The sequence below is a fragment of the Pseudomonas sp. HPB0071 genome, assembly GCF_000478505.2.
In the GTDB taxonomy this organism is placed as follows: Bacteria; Pseudomonadota; Gammaproteobacteria; order Pseudomonadales; family Pseudomonadaceae; genus Chryseomonas; species Chryseomonas luteola.
Genome location: NZ_KI517367.1, coordinates 2,975,992 through 2,991,109, shown reverse-complemented (window position 1 = coordinate 2,991,109; position 15,118 = coordinate 2,975,992). Strand labels below are relative to the sequence as shown.

The 15,118-nt window shown below is 54.2% G+C and carries 15 protein-coding genes; 3 read left to right on the top strand and 12 right to left on the bottom strand.

Annotation, left to right across the window (positions count from 1 at the left end):
• Positions 1 to 134: 134 nt before the first annotated feature.
• Positions 135 to 527, bottom strand: coding sequence for a 30S ribosomal protein S9 (gene rpsI / locus HMPREF1487_RS13980; protein ID WP_010797310.1), 393 nt, complete (start codon positions 525 to 527; stop codon positions 135 to 137).
• A 15-nt stretch (positions 528 to 542) separates the two neighbouring features.
• A complete protein-coding gene (gene rplM, locus HMPREF1487_RS13975; protein ID WP_010797309.1) occupies positions 543 to 971 on the bottom strand; it encodes a 50S ribosomal protein L13 in 429 nt (142 codons plus the stop codon).
• 226 nt (positions 972 to 1,197) lie between these two features.
• Here rplM and HMPREF1487_RS13970 point away from each other — a divergent pair, with 226 nt between their 5' ends.
• Entirely contained in the window at positions 1,198 to 2,235 is a 1,038-nt protein-coding gene (locus tag HMPREF1487_RS13970) for an NADP(H)-dependent aldo-keto reductase (protein ID WP_010797308.1), read from the top strand.
• 34 nt (positions 2,236 to 2,269) lie between these two features.
• Here the strand turns inward: HMPREF1487_RS13970 and nfi are convergent, their stop codons facing one another.
• The 4 genes from nfi to HMPREF1487_RS13950 form a co-directional block, all read right to left on the bottom strand.
• Positions 2,270 to 3,007 carry a deoxyribonuclease V gene (gene nfi, locus HMPREF1487_RS13965; RefSeq protein WP_037030034.1) on the bottom strand — a complete coding sequence of 246 codons (738 nt, stop codon included), beginning with the start codon at positions 3,005 to 3,007 and terminating at the stop codon, positions 2,270 to 2,272.
• Between the two features lie 72 nt (positions 3,008 to 3,079).
• Positions 3,080 to 4,174 carry a cell division protein ZapE gene (gene zapE / locus HMPREF1487_RS13960; RefSeq protein ID WP_037030784.1) on the bottom strand — a complete coding sequence of 365 codons (1,095 nt, stop codon included), beginning with the start codon at positions 4,172 to 4,174 and terminating at the stop codon, positions 3,080 to 3,082.
• Positions 4,175 to 4,280: 106 nt separating this feature from the next.
• The gene (locus HMPREF1487_RS13955) at positions 4,281 to 5,633 is read right to left on the bottom strand and encodes a tryptophan--tRNA ligase (protein WP_010797305.1); all 1,353 of its coding nucleotides are present in this window, start codon (positions 5,631 to 5,633) and stop codon (positions 4,281 to 4,283) included.
• Positions 5,634 to 5,714: 81 nt separating this feature from the next.
• Positions 5,715 to 6,347, bottom strand: a complete 633-nt coding sequence (locus tag HMPREF1487_RS13950; RefSeq protein ID WP_010797304.1) for an alpha/beta hydrolase — start codon at positions 6,345 to 6,347, stop codon at positions 5,715 to 5,717.
• 135 nt (positions 6,348 to 6,482) lie between these two features.
• Between HMPREF1487_RS13950 and HMPREF1487_RS13945 the strand changes: the two genes are divergently transcribed.
• Complete coding sequence (locus tag HMPREF1487_RS13945) at positions 6,483 to 6,917, top strand: Z-ring associated ZapG family protein (RefSeq protein ID WP_010797303.1); 435 nt, start codon at positions 6,483 to 6,485, stop codon at positions 6,915 to 6,917.
• Between the two features lie 46 nt (positions 6,918 to 6,963).
• On the opposite strand, the gene cysN is transcribed toward HMPREF1487_RS13945, so the two are convergent.
• The 3 genes from cysN to HMPREF1487_RS13930 all read right to left on the bottom strand — a co-directional run bounded on the left by cysN (position 6,964) and on the right by HMPREF1487_RS13930 (position 10,657).
• Positions 6,964 to 8,862: a sulfate adenylyltransferase subunit CysN gene (cysN, locus tag HMPREF1487_RS13940; RefSeq protein ID WP_037030033.1), complete on the bottom strand. Its 1,899-nt coding sequence runs from the start codon at positions 8,860 to 8,862 to the stop codon at positions 6,964 to 6,966.
• Between the two features lies 1 nt (position 8,863).
• Positions 8,864 to 9,781, bottom strand: a complete 918-nt coding sequence (gene cysD, locus HMPREF1487_RS13935; RefSeq protein WP_010797301.1) for a sulfate adenylyltransferase subunit CysD — start codon at positions 9,779 to 9,781, stop codon at positions 8,864 to 8,866.
• Positions 9,782 to 9,898: 117 nt separating this feature from the next.
• Complete coding sequence (locus HMPREF1487_RS13930) at positions 9,899 to 10,657, bottom strand: Nif3-like dinuclear metal center hexameric protein (RefSeq protein ID WP_010797300.1); 759 nt, start codon at positions 10,655 to 10,657, stop codon at positions 9,899 to 9,901.
• Positions 10,658 to 10,781: 124 nt separating this feature from the next.
• Here HMPREF1487_RS13930 and HMPREF1487_RS13925 point away from each other — a divergent pair, with 124 nt between their 5' ends.
• Positions 10,782 to 11,966: a S1C family serine protease gene (locus HMPREF1487_RS13925; RefSeq protein WP_010797299.1), complete on the top strand. Its 1,185-nt coding sequence runs from the start codon at positions 10,782 to 10,784 to the stop codon at positions 11,964 to 11,966.
• Between the two features lie 17 nt (positions 11,967 to 11,983).
• On the opposite strand, the gene hisC is transcribed toward HMPREF1487_RS13925, so the two are convergent.
• From hisC to hisG, 3 genes are all read right to left on the bottom strand, one after another.
• A complete protein-coding gene (gene hisC, locus HMPREF1487_RS13920; protein ID WP_010797298.1) occupies positions 11,984 to 13,045 on the bottom strand; it encodes a histidinol-phosphate transaminase in 1,062 nt (353 codons plus the stop codon).
• A 4-nt stretch (positions 13,046 to 13,049) separates the two neighbouring features.
• The gene (gene hisD, locus HMPREF1487_RS13915; RefSeq protein ID WP_010797297.1) at positions 13,050 to 14,360 is read right to left on the bottom strand and encodes a histidinol dehydrogenase; all 1,311 of its coding nucleotides are present in this window, start codon (positions 14,358 to 14,360) and stop codon (positions 13,050 to 13,052) included.
• 122 nt (positions 14,361 to 14,482) lie between these two features.
• A complete protein-coding gene (gene hisG, locus HMPREF1487_RS13910; RefSeq protein ID WP_010797296.1) occupies positions 14,483 to 15,118 on the bottom strand; it encodes an ATP phosphoribosyltransferase in 636 nt (211 codons plus the stop codon).

The following is a 15,118-nucleotide window of genomic DNA, read 5'->3' as shown; positions in this document are numbered from 1 at the left end:
TACTTAAATTCAACGAGAGAACCTATTCATCTGCTTTAGCCAAACCTGCCCAAACATAGCTAGGCAACAGACGCAGGGCAAAAAAAAACCCAGTCTCGAAAGAGACTGGGTTTTGCAAGCGAAGCTGCTGGAGCTTAACGCTTGGAGTACTGCGGACGCTTACGCGCTTTACGCAGACCGACTTTCTTACGCTCAACTTCACGCGCGTCACGGGTAACATAACCCGCTTTGCGCAGAGAGCTGCGGTAGGTTTCGTCGTATTCGATCAGAGCACGAGTGATACCGTGACGAATAGCACCGGCCTGGCCGCTAACACCGCCACCCGCAACAGTTACGTACACGTCGAATTTTTCGAGGGTTTCAGTCAGCTCAAGCGGCTGACGAACAACCATGCGAGCTGTTTCACGACCGAAAAATACGTCGATGTTACGATTATTGATGGAAATCTGGCCAGTGCCCGGACGCAGGAAAACGCGAGCGGTAGCTGTCTTACGACGGCCAGTACCGTAATTTTGAGTCGCCGACATTATGTACTATCCCGTTTAAATCTTCAGTTCTTGAGGCTGCTGAGCGGTATGCGGATGAACGCTACCTTTGTAAACCTTCAGCTTACGATACATGTCGCGACCCAGTGGGTTCTTCGGCAGCATACCTTTGACTGCGGTTTCGATAACGCGCTCAGGAGCACGAGCGATCAGCTTTTCGAAGTTGATCGACTTGATACCACCCGGGAAGCCGGAATGGTGGTAGTACATCTTGTCGGTAGTTTTGGCGCCAGTTACACGAACCTGCTCGGCATTGATAACAACGATATAGTCGCCAGTATCAACATGAGGAGTGTATTCCGGCTTATGCTTGCCACGCAGACGGCTAGCAATTTCAGTAGCCAGACGACCCAGGGTCTGGCCGGCAGCGTCGACGACATACCAGTCGCGCTTAACAGTTTCCGGTTTTGCTGTGAAGGTTTTCATTCGTTATGGCCTCAGGGCCGCCTGAAAAAAGACGGCAAATCTTACAGAACAGTACGATCCTTGACAAGTCAAGGGCAGCCGGAAACAGACGCTAATCGGGGGCTCGGGTCAGCGCGTCCGCTACGGCGAAAATCGACAGGCTAGGCATCCCCTGTCAATAAAGCTGCGGAATTATGACGATTACTGTGAAAATATCAACTGTTATCACATCAAGAAAGGAAATTAAATGAAGTATCGTAGCCTTGGACGAACCACCATCAGCGTCAGCGAACTCTGCCTGGGCACCATGACCTGGGGAGAGCAGAACACCCAGGATGAAGCTTTCGCTCAAATAGACCGGGCAGCAGAACATGGCATCAATTTCATGGATGCCGCCGAGATGTACCCTGTCCCTCCGCGACCAGAGACCTATGGCCAGACAGAACGCATTATCGGAAATTACTTCAAGAAACGAGGCAACCGTGACCAATGGATCCTGACCAGCAAGGTTGCCGGGCCGGGCAATAACATTTCCCACATCCGTGACGGCAACCTAAAGCACAACCGGCAGCACATTGTCGCGGCACTGGAAGGTAGCCTTGAACGTCTGCAAACGGATTACATCGACCTTTATCAATTGCATTGGCCGGATCGAGAAACCAATTTTTTCGGCAAGCTGGGCTATGTCCATAATGACAAGACGTTTACGCCGCTTGAGGAAACGCTTGAAGTCTTGAATGAGCAGGTCCAGGCGGGAAAGATTCGCCATATCGGACTTTCCAATGAGACACCATGGGGCACGATGCGCTTTCTTCAACTGGCGGAAGAGCGCGGCTGGCCACGTGCAGTCACCATTCAGAACCCCTACAACCTCCTGAACCGATCCTTTGAAGTAGGTCTGGCGGAAATCGCTATCCGCGAGCAATGCGGGCTCCTGGCCTATTCGCCACTGGCGTTTGGCATGCTAACCGGAAAGTATGCCAACGGTGCAAGGCCGGAACACGCACGCCTGACACTGTTCAGCCGCTTCACTCGCTACAACAATCCTGAAACGATGCGAGCTACCGAACAATACGTTCAGCTAGCCAAGCAGCACGGCCTTGATCCTGCACAAATGGCACTGGCTTACGTTACCAGCCGTCCATTTGTTACCAGCAATATCATTGGAGCGACCTCTCTGGAGCAGCTTCAAAGCAATCTCGACAGCACAAACCTGACGCTATCAGAGGAAGTGGTCGCAGGCATTGAGGCCATTCATAAAGTCCAACCCAATCCAGCGCCCTAACGGAAAAGCGCTTTCTCTCAAGAAAGCGCTTACGCTACGAGAATAAATCACCCTGATCCTCAAGCTGACCTGATGTCTGAGAAGACTTGTCTCGCCGAGAAGCCAGTCGATCAGCCAATCGGGTCGGCTCGGGCAGGCGGTGTTTATGCACGCACGCCAGAACCAGTTCCGGTGCTGTTTTCAAACTGACCCGATTACCGGGCGACACGATCAGAGGCTTTACCTTGTCCTTGCTGCGTAAAACAGTGCCAATCAACTCTCCCTTGGCAAGCAGGTCCACTTGAGAGCCCCGTGTTTCTGCCAAAGGTTCATGGCTTCCCGTCAGGATTTTTTTCGCAACCCCTATCGTTGGCAGTCCTGTAACGACCCCCAAGTGGGCAGCAATACCCAAGCGCCTTGGGTGAGCAATCCCGTGACCATCGCAAAAGATCAGGTCCGGGGTTTCAGGCAGCTCCGATAAGGCCTGCAGAACCGCAGGCAGCTCTCGAAAGGAAAGCAACCCAGGAATGTAGGGCATATTGGTGGGGATACGAGTTACCGCCTGAGCAATGGGATCCAATGTTTCAGCATTGAGCAGGATGGCCGCAGCACGGGTCACGGTGCCCTCCTCCTCAAAGCCTACATCCACGCCAGCAATCAGACGCAGCGAAGGAAAGTCATCCTCCAGCCTGACCTGCTTGGCCAGCTCAATCTGCTGTTTGCGCGCAGCGGCGGGCGTGCCGTCCCACTCATTGAAAGGTGAAGTAGCCACATTGACTCCTGTCGTTACCATTACGGTATTCGAACCGGATTGGATGCAGCCAGTTCCAGATAGCAGCAGGGCCGCTCTTGCGACCCCTGAATTTTATGGCTTATGCGCTCTCGACAGATATTCGTGGGATTGCATTTCCAGCAAACGGCTCAGCGTACGCTGAAATTCAAACTCGAGCCGTCCACCTGCATACAGATCCTTAAGCTCAACTTCTGCCGACAGGATCAATTTAACGTTACGGTCGTAGAACTCATCGACCAGGTTGATGAAGCGACGCGCCATATCGTCTTTCGTTGCATTCATCTGCTCGACGTTGGAAACCAGTACCGCCTGAAAGATCTTACCCAGCTCAATGTAGTCGTTCTGGCTACGAGGACCGTCACAGAGCTCTCGAAACTCGAACCAGGCTACATCGTCGCACGTCTTGCGTGGTTTGATCTCCCGGTTCTCGATAACCAACGGCTCACCAGTTGATGCACTACCGCACTCCACCGTAAGCGCCTTGAAGCTTTTGGCCATTTCCGTCTCGGCCTGCTCCGTTAACGGCCAGTGATAAAGCTCAGCCTGCTCCAGCGCACGCAAACGATAATCCACACCGCTGTCGACATTGACGATTTCGGTGTGCTGCTTCAGCAACTCAATCGCAGGCAGGAAGCGGGCGCGCTGCAATCCATCCTTGTAAAGCCCATCAGGGACGATATTGGAAGTTGCCACTAGCGATACGCCGTTTTTGAACAGCTCATCCAGCAGCGTTGCCAGAATCATGGCGTCGGTAATGTCCGATACGAAAAACTCGTCAAAGCAGATGACACGAGCTTCGTCCGCAAAGCGCCGACCAATGATGGTCAATGGGTTCTTCTCACCTTTTAGCGTCTTTAACTCCTCATGCACTCTCTTCATGAACCGATGAAAGTGGGTACGCATCTTCTTGTCGAAGGGAAGTGAGTCATAAAAGGTGTCAACCAGATAGGTCTTGCCGCGCCCTACCCCGCCCCAGAAATAAAGCCCCTTTACAGGGCCAGCGGGCTTTTTTCCCAAAAGACGGCCTAGCAACCCAGGCTTGCTGTCTGCCTGGCTAACCAGGTCATCATAAAGCCGCTGAAGATGCTTTACCGCCTGCTCCTGAGCAGGGTCATGAAAAAAGTCGGGACGTTCCAGATCGGCCTTGTAGCGCTCTAAGGGTGTCATGACAGGCTGCATAGATTCGAAGGGGAGCTCACTTTAGCGGCGAGCTTCCAAGTTGACAATTAACGAGGCAAGCGGCTTAAGCCGCCCGCCTCGGCGATAGGCGCCATTACTCGGCAGTCATTTCCACCAATGCTTCACGCAAGGCATCAACAGCGTGTTGACGCTCATCGGCATTAGCGAAGTCCGGGCTTTCTGCCACAGGCTCGCCAGCCAGCCATACCGTGAAGCGTAGCTCTTCTGCCTTGATTTCCAGCTGCCCAGCCTCGCTCTGGAGGCGCTGCGTCATCTGCCCAGCGGTTTTTGGATCCGCAAAGGCGCGAGAAAGCAGCAGTTGAGAGCCATCGGCGGCTAGCAGTCTGAAGCGGAAAGTACCATCATGCTCACGGAAGCTAACGAAACGCGCCCGCTTCGCGGCCTTTTTCTTGGTCTTTTCAGTCTTGACCTGGGCATTCAGGGAGCGAAGCCCCACAGCCTCGCGCAACTCACCCAGGAACGGTGTAGCTATCTTACGCGCCTTGGTAGCACCGGCCAGAAGAACGTCTTCAATGTCGTCTGGCTTGGCAATCAATGCATTATAATGCTCTCTTGCCTCGCCCAGCTCTGCCTCCAAAAGCTGGAACAGACGCTGCTTGGCCTCCCCCCAAGCCAGACCACCCTGCAGATCATGACGGAACTCGGCCGTCTGCTCGGCTGTAGCAAATGCCTGATAAAGCGTAAACAAATGAGCGCTGTCCGGATCTTTGGGTTCGCCCGGCTCTCGCGAATCAGTGACGATACGGGCAATCGCCTCCTTGAGCTGCTTGGCGGTCCCAAAAAGTGGGATCGTGTTATCGTAGCTTTTGGACATCTTGCGACCATCCAGCCCCGGCAGAGTGGCAACCGTCTCCTCGATAAGCGCTTCAGGCAGCTCAAAGAAATCCTTGCCGGCACCAAACAGATGATTGAAGCGTTGAGCGATGTCACGTGCCATTTCAACGTGCTGGATTTGGTCCCGACCTACCGGTACTTGATGAGCGTTAAACATCAGGATGTCTGCTGCCATCAGGACCGGATAGCTGTATAGCCCCATCGTGACGCCAGCATCCGGGTCTTCGCCAGCAGCGACGTTCTTGTCAACGGAGGCCTTGTAAGCATGAGCGCGGTTGAGCAAGCCTTTGGCGGTGACGCAGGTTAACAGCCATGTCAACTCCGGTATTTCCGGAATATCGGATTGGCGATAGAACGTGACCCTTTCAGGGTCAAGACCACACGCCAGCCATGTAGCAGCAATTTCAAGGCGAGAGCGTTGAATACGCAACGGATCATCGCACTTGATCAAGGCGTGATAATCCGCCAGGAAATAAAACGAGTCGGTATCGGCCGAGCGACTGGCTACAATGGCAGGACGGATAGCGCCTGCATAATTACCAAGGTGAGGAGTACCGGTTGTGGTAATACCGGTCAGAATACGTGTGGTCATGGCGTATGGTGCATTCTCATCTAGGGCGGCCAGTATCAGGCATGGCCGCCAATTACGGCGTCTTCGGACGCAACGGCTTAATCAGTCCAGTCGAGGCTGGACCAGCGCTTTGAGGTCGGTCAGTTTGCCATGAAAGAAATGGCTGCACTCAGGGACTTTGATCAACTCATGGCGCTGCTGCAACGCTTCAGACCAGGCATAGACCTTTTCCGGCGTGACGACTTCATCGGCCTCGGGCTGAATGACCGTCAAAGGACAGCGCAGCGGTAGCTTACCTTCAATATCGAAGCGTTCGACAGAAGGAGCCAGCATGAACAGACGAGTCAATGCCTGCCCGTCTCCTTCCAGACGCCCTGCCAGGCATCCCGCCACACAGGCACCGAATGAAAACCCCATGACGGTTAAAGGTACCCCTGGGTGCTGCCTTATCAACCACTGTGCAGCCGCATAGGCATCATCAATCTCACCTGCTCCCTCACCGTAGCTTCCAGCGCTTTGTCCTACGCCTCGAAAGTTGAAACGTAGCGTGGAAAAGCCTGCATCCCTTACAGTACGTTGCAGCGTAGAAATGACCTTATTGTGCATAGTCCCGTCAAACAGGGGATGCGGATGGCAGATGATCGCTACGCCATGGGCGTCAGGCTGATCAAGATGCAAGGCTTCGAGTGGCCCTGAAGGCCCTTCGATCAAAACTGGATTTTCTCGTGTAGACACACCTGAACTCCGTGACCCTCTATCGGGTCGACTCGTCTAGCTCGTTGACTGCGCTCACTATTTAACATGGGACAGTGTACAAGCGCAGCAAGAAGCCGTTACCGTAATGCAAAAGACGTTCAGAGAGGAAGATTCGTGGACCAGTCCCTGACTATTTGGCTAATGCCTGTTATTGCCCTGCTCGTTGGTATAGGCATCGGCTTTCTGATTGCGCGCCTGATGCCTGGCACCGCGCCCAACCGAGTACAACGCCAGCTTGACGAGCTTCAGCAGCGCTTTGACAGTTATCAACATGAGGTCACTAGCCACTTCAGCACAACGGCAGGACTTGTGAAAAAACTCACCCAGAATTACCAGGATGTGCAGCGTCACCTTTCCGAAGGTGCGGATCGCCTGGCTCTGGACGAGTTGACACGCCAGCGCCTACAAGCGGCCCTGCATAGCAATGACAACTACCCATCACCACGCGACCGCCTGGACGGTCCTGCAGAGGCGCCCAAGGACTACGCGCCAAAGGGCGATACTGACAGCGGGCTGGATGAGGCCTACGGCCTTAAGAATCATCGCTGAAAAGATAAATAAAAAGCCCGGCAATAGCCGGGCTTTTTATTAACACCTAGATATGACCTCTGGCCCGCAGCAAGGCAATTACCTGCCTAGCTCCTTCCTCGATGGAAAGGCTTTGCGTATCGATTACCAGATCGGCGTTTAGCGGCACATCGTAGGGGAAGGACTCACCCGGGATGTTGTCACCCTCAGCCGCATACAGCCCCTGAGGATCGCGTTCACGACATGCCTGTGGAGAGGCCTGAACGTATACTGTAATGACCCGCTCAGGACCAATCAGAGTCTTGGCCTGCTCACGCCCTTCGGCGTCCGGTGCTACGAATGCGGCAAGGGTCAATAGGCCGGCCTCATTGAACTGACGGGCCACATGGGCCGCCCGAAGCCAATTCTCACGACGCCCTGCACGATCCTGCGGAAGCCCCTTGTTAAGGTCATGACGCAGGTTCTGCCCATCCAGTACATACACCGCACGTCCGGCATCGAACAGCTTGCGCTCGACTGCGTACGCCAGCGTGCTCTTGCCTGCGCCGGAAAGACCTGTAAAGAGCACCGTAGCAGGCTGCTGGCCAAACCGAGCCGCGCGCTCCTCAGTGGAGACATGTAGCTGATGGCCATGCTGATCGGTAGTACCGCCCACCTTGGGATCCGCGATGATCATGCCTGCGCCGACCGTACCATTGGTAAGCCGATCGATAACGATGAAGGCACCCGTGGTACGGTTGCGCTCGTAACTGTCTAGAGCGATAGGGGCATCCAGGCTGACCTTGACCCGCGCAATCTCGTTCAGCTTGAGCTGGCTGGCCTGACCTTTTTCCAGCGTGTTTACATCAACTGTATGCACGATGCTGGGCAGAGAGCCAGGGACATAGCTGGTTGCACGCTTGATATCGTATTTCTTGCCAGGCAGCATGGGCTCTTCAGCCATCCAAACCAGCATGGCTTCGAAGCTGTCCGCCACTTGGGGGCGATTATCTGGATGAACCAGCAGATCTCCACGGGAGATATCGATTTCATCTTCAAGCGTCAGCGTAACGGCCTGACCAGGAATAGCCTGCTCCAGCTCGCCCTCGAACGTGACGATGGATTTCACGCGGCTACCCTTGCCTGATGGCAGCACAACAACCTCATCACCCTTATGCACCACGCCAGAGGCCAGAGTACCGGCAAATCCGCGGAAGTTCAGGTTTGGACGGTTTACGTACTGGACCGGAAAGCGCATGTCGGTGACATTGCGATCGGCTGAGATCTCGACGGTTTCCAGAATTTCCATCAGCGGCTTGCCGGTATACCAGGGCGTTTGCTCGCTGCGATTGACCACGTTATCGCCCTTGAGCGCTGACATCGGGACAAAGTGAATGTCCTTGGCGCCCAGATTGATGCGCTCGGCAAAGCTCAGGTAATCCTCGCGGATCCGGTTGAAAACCGCTTCGTCAAAGCCCAGCAGATCCATCTTGTTCACCGCAACCACAACGTGCTTGATGCCGAGCAGCGATGCAATAAAACTGTGACGACGTGTTTGGGTCTGCACACCGTAACGTGCGTCGATCAGGATAATCGCAAGGTCACAAGTGGACGCACCGGTTGCCATATTGCGAGTGTACTGCTCATGACCAGGAGTATCGGCAATGATGAACTTGCGCTTGGCCGTAGAAAAATAACGATACGCCACATCAATGGTGATGCCCTGCTCACGCTCGGCCTGCAAGCCATCCACCAGCAGCGCCAGATCCACTTCCTCGCCTGTGGTACCGACTTTCTTGGAGTCGCGAGTAATTGCCTCAAGATGATCTTCATAGATCATCTTGGAATCATGCAGCAGGCGACCAATAAGGGTGCTCTTGCCATCATCTACGTTGCCGCACGTCAGGAAGCGAAGTAGCTCCTTGCGCTCGTGCTGGGCCAGGTATGCCAGGATGTCCTGACTAATCAGTTCGGATTGATGCGACATATTAGAAATACCCCTGACGTTTCTTCTCTTCCATTGACCCCGCCGCATCATGGTCAATGACTCGACCCTGACGCTCGGAGGTCCGAGTCAGCAGCATTTCCTGAATGATATCGGGTAGCGTAGCCGCAGAAGACTCGACCGCCCCGGTAAGTGGATAGCAACCCAGGGTACGGAAGCGGACCTGCTGCTTCTGAATACGTGCTTTTTCCTCGTCGGAAAGGTGATCGAGAATACGCTCGTCGTCGATCATGATGAGCGTGCCATTCTTCTCGATGACGTCCCGCTCTGCCGCAAAGTACAGCGGAACGATCGGGATACTCTCCAGATAGATGTATTGCCAGATATCCAGCTCGGTCCAGTTCGAAAGCGGGAAGACCCGAATCGACTCGCCCTTATTGATGTTGCCGTTGTAGATATTCCACAACTCCGGGCGCTGGTTCTTTGGATCCCAGCGGTGTTTAGTGTCACGGAACGAATAGACGCGCTCCTTGGCACGAGACTTTTCTTCATCGCGACGTGCGCCGCCAAAGGCAGCGTCGAAGCCGTATTTATCCAGTGCCTGTTTGAGGCCTTGAGTCTTCATCACATCGGTATGCTTGGCGCTACCATGTGTAAAGGGATTGATTCCCTGAGCGACGCCTTCTGGGTTTTGGTGAATCAGAAGATCCAGTCCCATTTCCTTGACCATGCGATCACGAAACTCGTACATGGCTTTGAATTTCCAGCCTGTATCGACGTGCAGAACAGGAAACGGCAACTTGCCGGGAAAAAAGGCTTTACGCGCCAGATGCAGCATTACCGCGGAATCTTTACCGATGGAATACAACATCACAGGGTTGTCGAATTCGGCGGCCACCTCACGAATGATGTGGATGCTTTCCGCTTCGAGCTGTTTCAAATGAGTCAGTTTATCGAGCATGGCTACTCACGGAATTGCGGAGGGACGGCCAGCGGGCCGTGGACGAACATTCACGATACCACAGCATAACTCTTCTATTCAGGAGCCTGCTTAGAACCAAGTGTTCTATATATATATTCAAGCCGGATTTGAACTGTCGATGAAGACATGCTCTATGCCAAAACGTCCTGCAAGATACTCTCCCAAAGCCTGAACGCCGTAACGCTCGGTCGCATGATGGCCAGCCGCAAAAAAACTGATGCCATTTTCACGCGCACTGTGAACGGTCTGCTCCGATACTTCACCTGTAAGATAGGCATCAACACCAGCGGTGATAGCCTGATCGATATAACCCTGGGCTCCCCCTGTACACCAGGCGATCCGCTTGATGGGGCGATCACCCTCGATTACGAGAGGTTCGCGCCCTAGAACATGCTTGATATGAGCTGCAAACTCGGCAGCGGTACGCGGTTCACTTAGTGTCCCTTGCAAAACGATAGAGCGTGGATTACCTGGCTCGATCCCTCCCTCAACCGTGATACCCAAGCGCTCGGCCAGCTGAACGTTATTACCCACCACAGGATGCAAATCGAGCGGCAGGTGATAAGCCACCAGGCTCACGTCATTAATGATCAAGGTCTTGAGTCGACGCTGCTTCATTCCAATGACACGCGGATCCTCGCTTTTCCAGAAGTAGCCGTGGTGCACAAGCACCATGTCGGCCCCCGCCTCTATCGCGGCATCCAACAACGCCTGGCTTGCGGTCACACCGCTAACGATACGAGCCACCGTAGCGCGACCTTCCACTTGCAGGCCATTGGGGCAGTAATCCTTGATTGCAGCAGCATCAAGATAGCGGTTCGCCTCATCCAGCAGTGTCGTCAAGGCTATGGTCATGGTTATATTCTCCATTAAACAGGCTCTACCAATCGGTTCGCATGTCTTTATAGACAAAGGCAGCTCCGTATAATGGCCGCACCTTATCGGCCGTACACAGGCCTCGCAACAAGGATTGGTAATAATGTTAAAGGCCTTGCGCTCCTACGGCTGGCCCATCGTGGTAGGCATCCTGCTGGCAGCGGTGGTAGTCATTCGATTTCCTGAATGGGTAGGCTTGCCCAAGCAGCAGGTACACTTCGAGCAGACGACTGAGACCTCTCCTCGCACTCAAGGCCCGGTCTCTTATGCTGATGCCGCCAGTAAGGCAGCTCCGGCCGTAGTTTCACTACGTTCGACCAAGCATCCCAAGAAGCCCAGCGCGCCAATTCAGGATGACCCCTTATTCAAACCCTACTTTGATAAGAATCCACCAAAGAGTAACGAAGAGCTGAGCCTGGGTTCGGCAGTGATCATGAGCCATGAAGGCTATCTGCTGACCAACAACCATGTCACCTCTGACGCCGATACCATTGTCGTGGCGTTACAGGATGGCCGGCAGACGGTGGCGCATCTGATAGGAAGCGATCCCGATACAGATCTGGCTGTTCTCAAGATTGATCTGAATAGTCTTCCGGCCATCTCCATCGGCCATTCGGAAGCCATTCGCATCGGGGATGTGGCACTGGCTATTGGCAACCCGTTCGGCGTAGGTCAGACGGTGACCATGGGCATTATCAGTGCCACAGGCCGTAACCAGCTGGGGCTAAATACCTATGAGGATTTCATCCAGACAGATGCAGCCATCAACCTGGGTAACTCTGGTGGGGCACTGGTAGATGCCAACGGCAATCTGATTGGGATCAACACAGCGATTTTATCCGGTGGCTCGCAGGGTATCGGCTTCGCCATACCCATCAAACTGGCCATGGACGTCATGCAATCAATCATTGCCCACGGCCAGGTAATTCGCGGCTGGCTAGGTGTTGAGGTAGAACGTATTTCCCCAGAGCTTGCCGCCTCGTTCAACCTGCCTAATCAGGACGGCATTGTCGTTTCTGGGGTTTACCCCAACGGTCCGGCACAACGTGCCGGCCTGCAGCCAGGCGACATTCTGCTTAAGCTAGACAACGAACCTGCGATCGATGGTCGCCAGTCCATGAATCAGGTCGCACGCAGCAGACCTGGAGACAAAATCTCGATAGAAGTGCTTCGCAATGGCAAGCCGCTCAAACTGACCGGAATCATAGGTTTAAGGCCACCCATTGATACCAGCACGTCATCCGGGCCCTCCCCTGATGAGTCAGCACAAAAAAACGGCGCCCCATAGCGCCGTTTCTTCTTCCATCAGGCGAGTCCGTAGTCCTTCAACGCCTCGATCAAAACAGCATTTTGTTCTGGCGTACCAATAGTGATACGCAAGAACTTATCGATTCGAGGCTTATTGAAGTGACGCACAATGACGCGTCTTTCACGCAATGCAGCCGCCAATTCAGCCCCCTCATACGAAGGATGCTGAGCGAACACGAAATTTGCAGCAGAGGGCAGCACATGGAAACCCAGTGCTTCCAATTCGGCTACCAGCACCGTTCGGCTTTCAATCACTGCTCCGCACGTTTGACTGAAATAATCCCTGTCTTCAAACGCTGCGACGGCGCCTGCCAGCGCCAACCGATCAAGCGGGTATGAATTGAAACTGTTCTTGATACGCTCCAATGCCTCGATGAGATCGGGATGACCTACTGCCAGCCCAACCCTCAAGCCTGCCAGAGAGCGAGACTTGGAGAGCGTTTGAGTCACTAGCAGATTTGGATAACGACCCACCAGTGAAATAGCAGTCTCGCCACCAAAATCCACATAGGCTTCATCAACCACAACAACCGAGTCCGTGTTCTTTTGCAGAAGCGACTCGATGTGCTCCAACCCTACCGGACACCCTGTAGGCGCGTTGGGATTGGGAAAAATAATACCGGCGTTAGGCCGGATATAGTCGCCCAGATTGATCTGATAGTGCTCATCCAATGGCAACGCTTCGAATGGAATCTCATACAATCCACAGTACACTGGATAGAAGCTGTAAGAAATGTCCGGGAACAGCAAGGGCGCCTTGTGCTGAAACAAGCCGTGAAAGATATGGGCAAGCACTTCATCCGAACCATTGCCTACAAACACTTGCTCGACATTGATTGAATAATACTCTGCTACCGCCTGCTTCAACCGATCCCCATTGGGATCAGGATACAGCCGCAAGCCCTCGCCCAGCTCAGCCCGTATAGCATCAATAACCTTGGGCGAAGGGCCGTAGGGGTTTTCGTTGGTGTTGAGTTTTACCAGATTGGCAATCTTGGGCTGCTCGCCAGGTACATACGGCACCAGCTTCTCGACAAAGGGGCTCCAGAATCGACTCATGACATCACTCCTTGATCCGGTATTCAGCGCTGCGCGCATGAGCTGTCAGGGACTCCCCACGCGCAAGCACCGAGGCGGTACGCCCCAGCACTGAAGCGCCATCCGCGGAACAAAAGATCAAGGACGAGCGCTTCTGGAAGTCATACACGCCCAAAGGAGAAGAGAAACGTGCAGTGCCGGACGTGGGTAGAACATGGTTGGGCCCTGCACAATAATCCCCCAGTGCCTCAGCGGTATAACGCCCCATGAAGATCGCGCCCGCGTGGCGAATGCCCGGCAACCAGGCTTCAGGATCAGCTACAGAGAGCTCCAAATGCTCAGGCGCAATGCGATTGACGACCTCGCAGGCCCGAGCCTGATCGGCAACATGAATCAGAGCACCTCGTCCTTCCAAGGACGTTCGGATGATTTCAGCACGCTCCATTGTAGGCAGAAGACGAGCGATACTTTCAGCAACCCTGTCCAGAAACTCGGCATCAGGGCTGACAAGTATCGACTGGGCATCTTCATCATGCTCAGCCTGAGAAAACAGATCCATGGCGATCCAGTCAGGATCAGTCTGGCCATCACAGACCACTAGAATCTCGGAGGGCCCGGCAATCATGTCGATACCCACCTGTCCGAAGACATGACGCTTGGCCGTTGCAACATAGATATTGCCTGGCCCTACAATCTTGTCCACACGAGGGACGCTTTGCGTACCGTAAGCCAGTGCCGCTACTGCTTGCGCACCACCCACAGTAAAAACGCGGTCCACGCCTGCAATGCACGCGGCAGCGAGCACCAGCTCGTTGATTTCACCACGAGGCGTTGGCACGACCATTACAACTTCAGCAACACCGGCAACCTTGGCAGGAATGGCGTTCATCAACACCGAAGAGGGATAGGAAGCCTTACCGCCAGGTACATATAACCCAGCCCGATCAAGCGGCGTCACTTGCTGCCCAAGAACGGTGCCATCCGCTTCCGTATAACGCCAGGAGTCCTGCTTTTGCTTTTCGTGATAGCTGCGAACACGATCTGCTGCATGCTCAAGAGCATTTCGCTGCTCATCGGTAATGCGCGTAAGAGCCAACTCAAGTCTTTCGCGAGGCAGAATCAGATCAGCCATTGAGCTAGCCTGGACGCCATCAAAGCGCTGTGTGAACTCCACCAGAGCTTCATCCCCTCGGGTGCGAACAGCCTCGATAATCTCCAGGACTCGCTGATTGACGCCAGCGTCAGAAACACTTTCCCAGCTCAGCAGATGATCCAGATGACGCGCGAAATCAGGATCGGCAGCGTCGAGTCGGCGAAGCGTAATCGGTGCGGTCATAGCGAAGCCTCTTATCAATGGCTAGTCTCAGGCACCGCTAGAGTATCAGCCCTGCCGTGCGGGTACCTGAGAAAATTGGCTATGACACGGATAGGCAGGCACGGCATCAGCCGTGCGAAAGGTCAGGCCTGGTGTCGCTCTTCGACCGTAGCACGCAGCACATCGATCAGCGCCTGGATACGCGCGTGCTGCATCTTCATCGAAGCCTTGTTGACGATCAATCGAGAGCTAACATGGGCAATCAGCTCCTGTGGCTCAAGCCCATTGGCGCGCAAGGTATTACCTGTATCGACCACGTCAATGATCTTGTCAGCCAGCCCCACTAGCGGTGCAAGCTCCATGGAGCCATAGAGCTTGATGATATCGACCTGACGTCCCTGCTCGGCATAGTAACGTTTGGCGATATTGACAAACTTGGTCGCTACCTTGAGGCGGCCACGTGGCTCTGGAGCATCTACTGCACCCGCTGTCATCAGCCGGCATTTGGCGATCTGCAGATCCAGCGGCTCGTAGAGTCCTTGGCCAGAGTGCTCCATAAGCACATCCTTTCCCGCAACACCCAAGTCAGCTGCGCCTTGCTCAACGTAGGTCGGCACGTCAGTCGCACGTACGATCAACAAGCGCACATCATCCAGACTTGTGGGGATGATCAGCTTGCGGCTTTTATCGGGGTCTTCAGTTGGGACGATACCCGCCGCCGCAAGAAGCGGCAGCGTATCGTTCAGGATTCGGCCTTTTGAAAGCGCGATAGTCAGCAT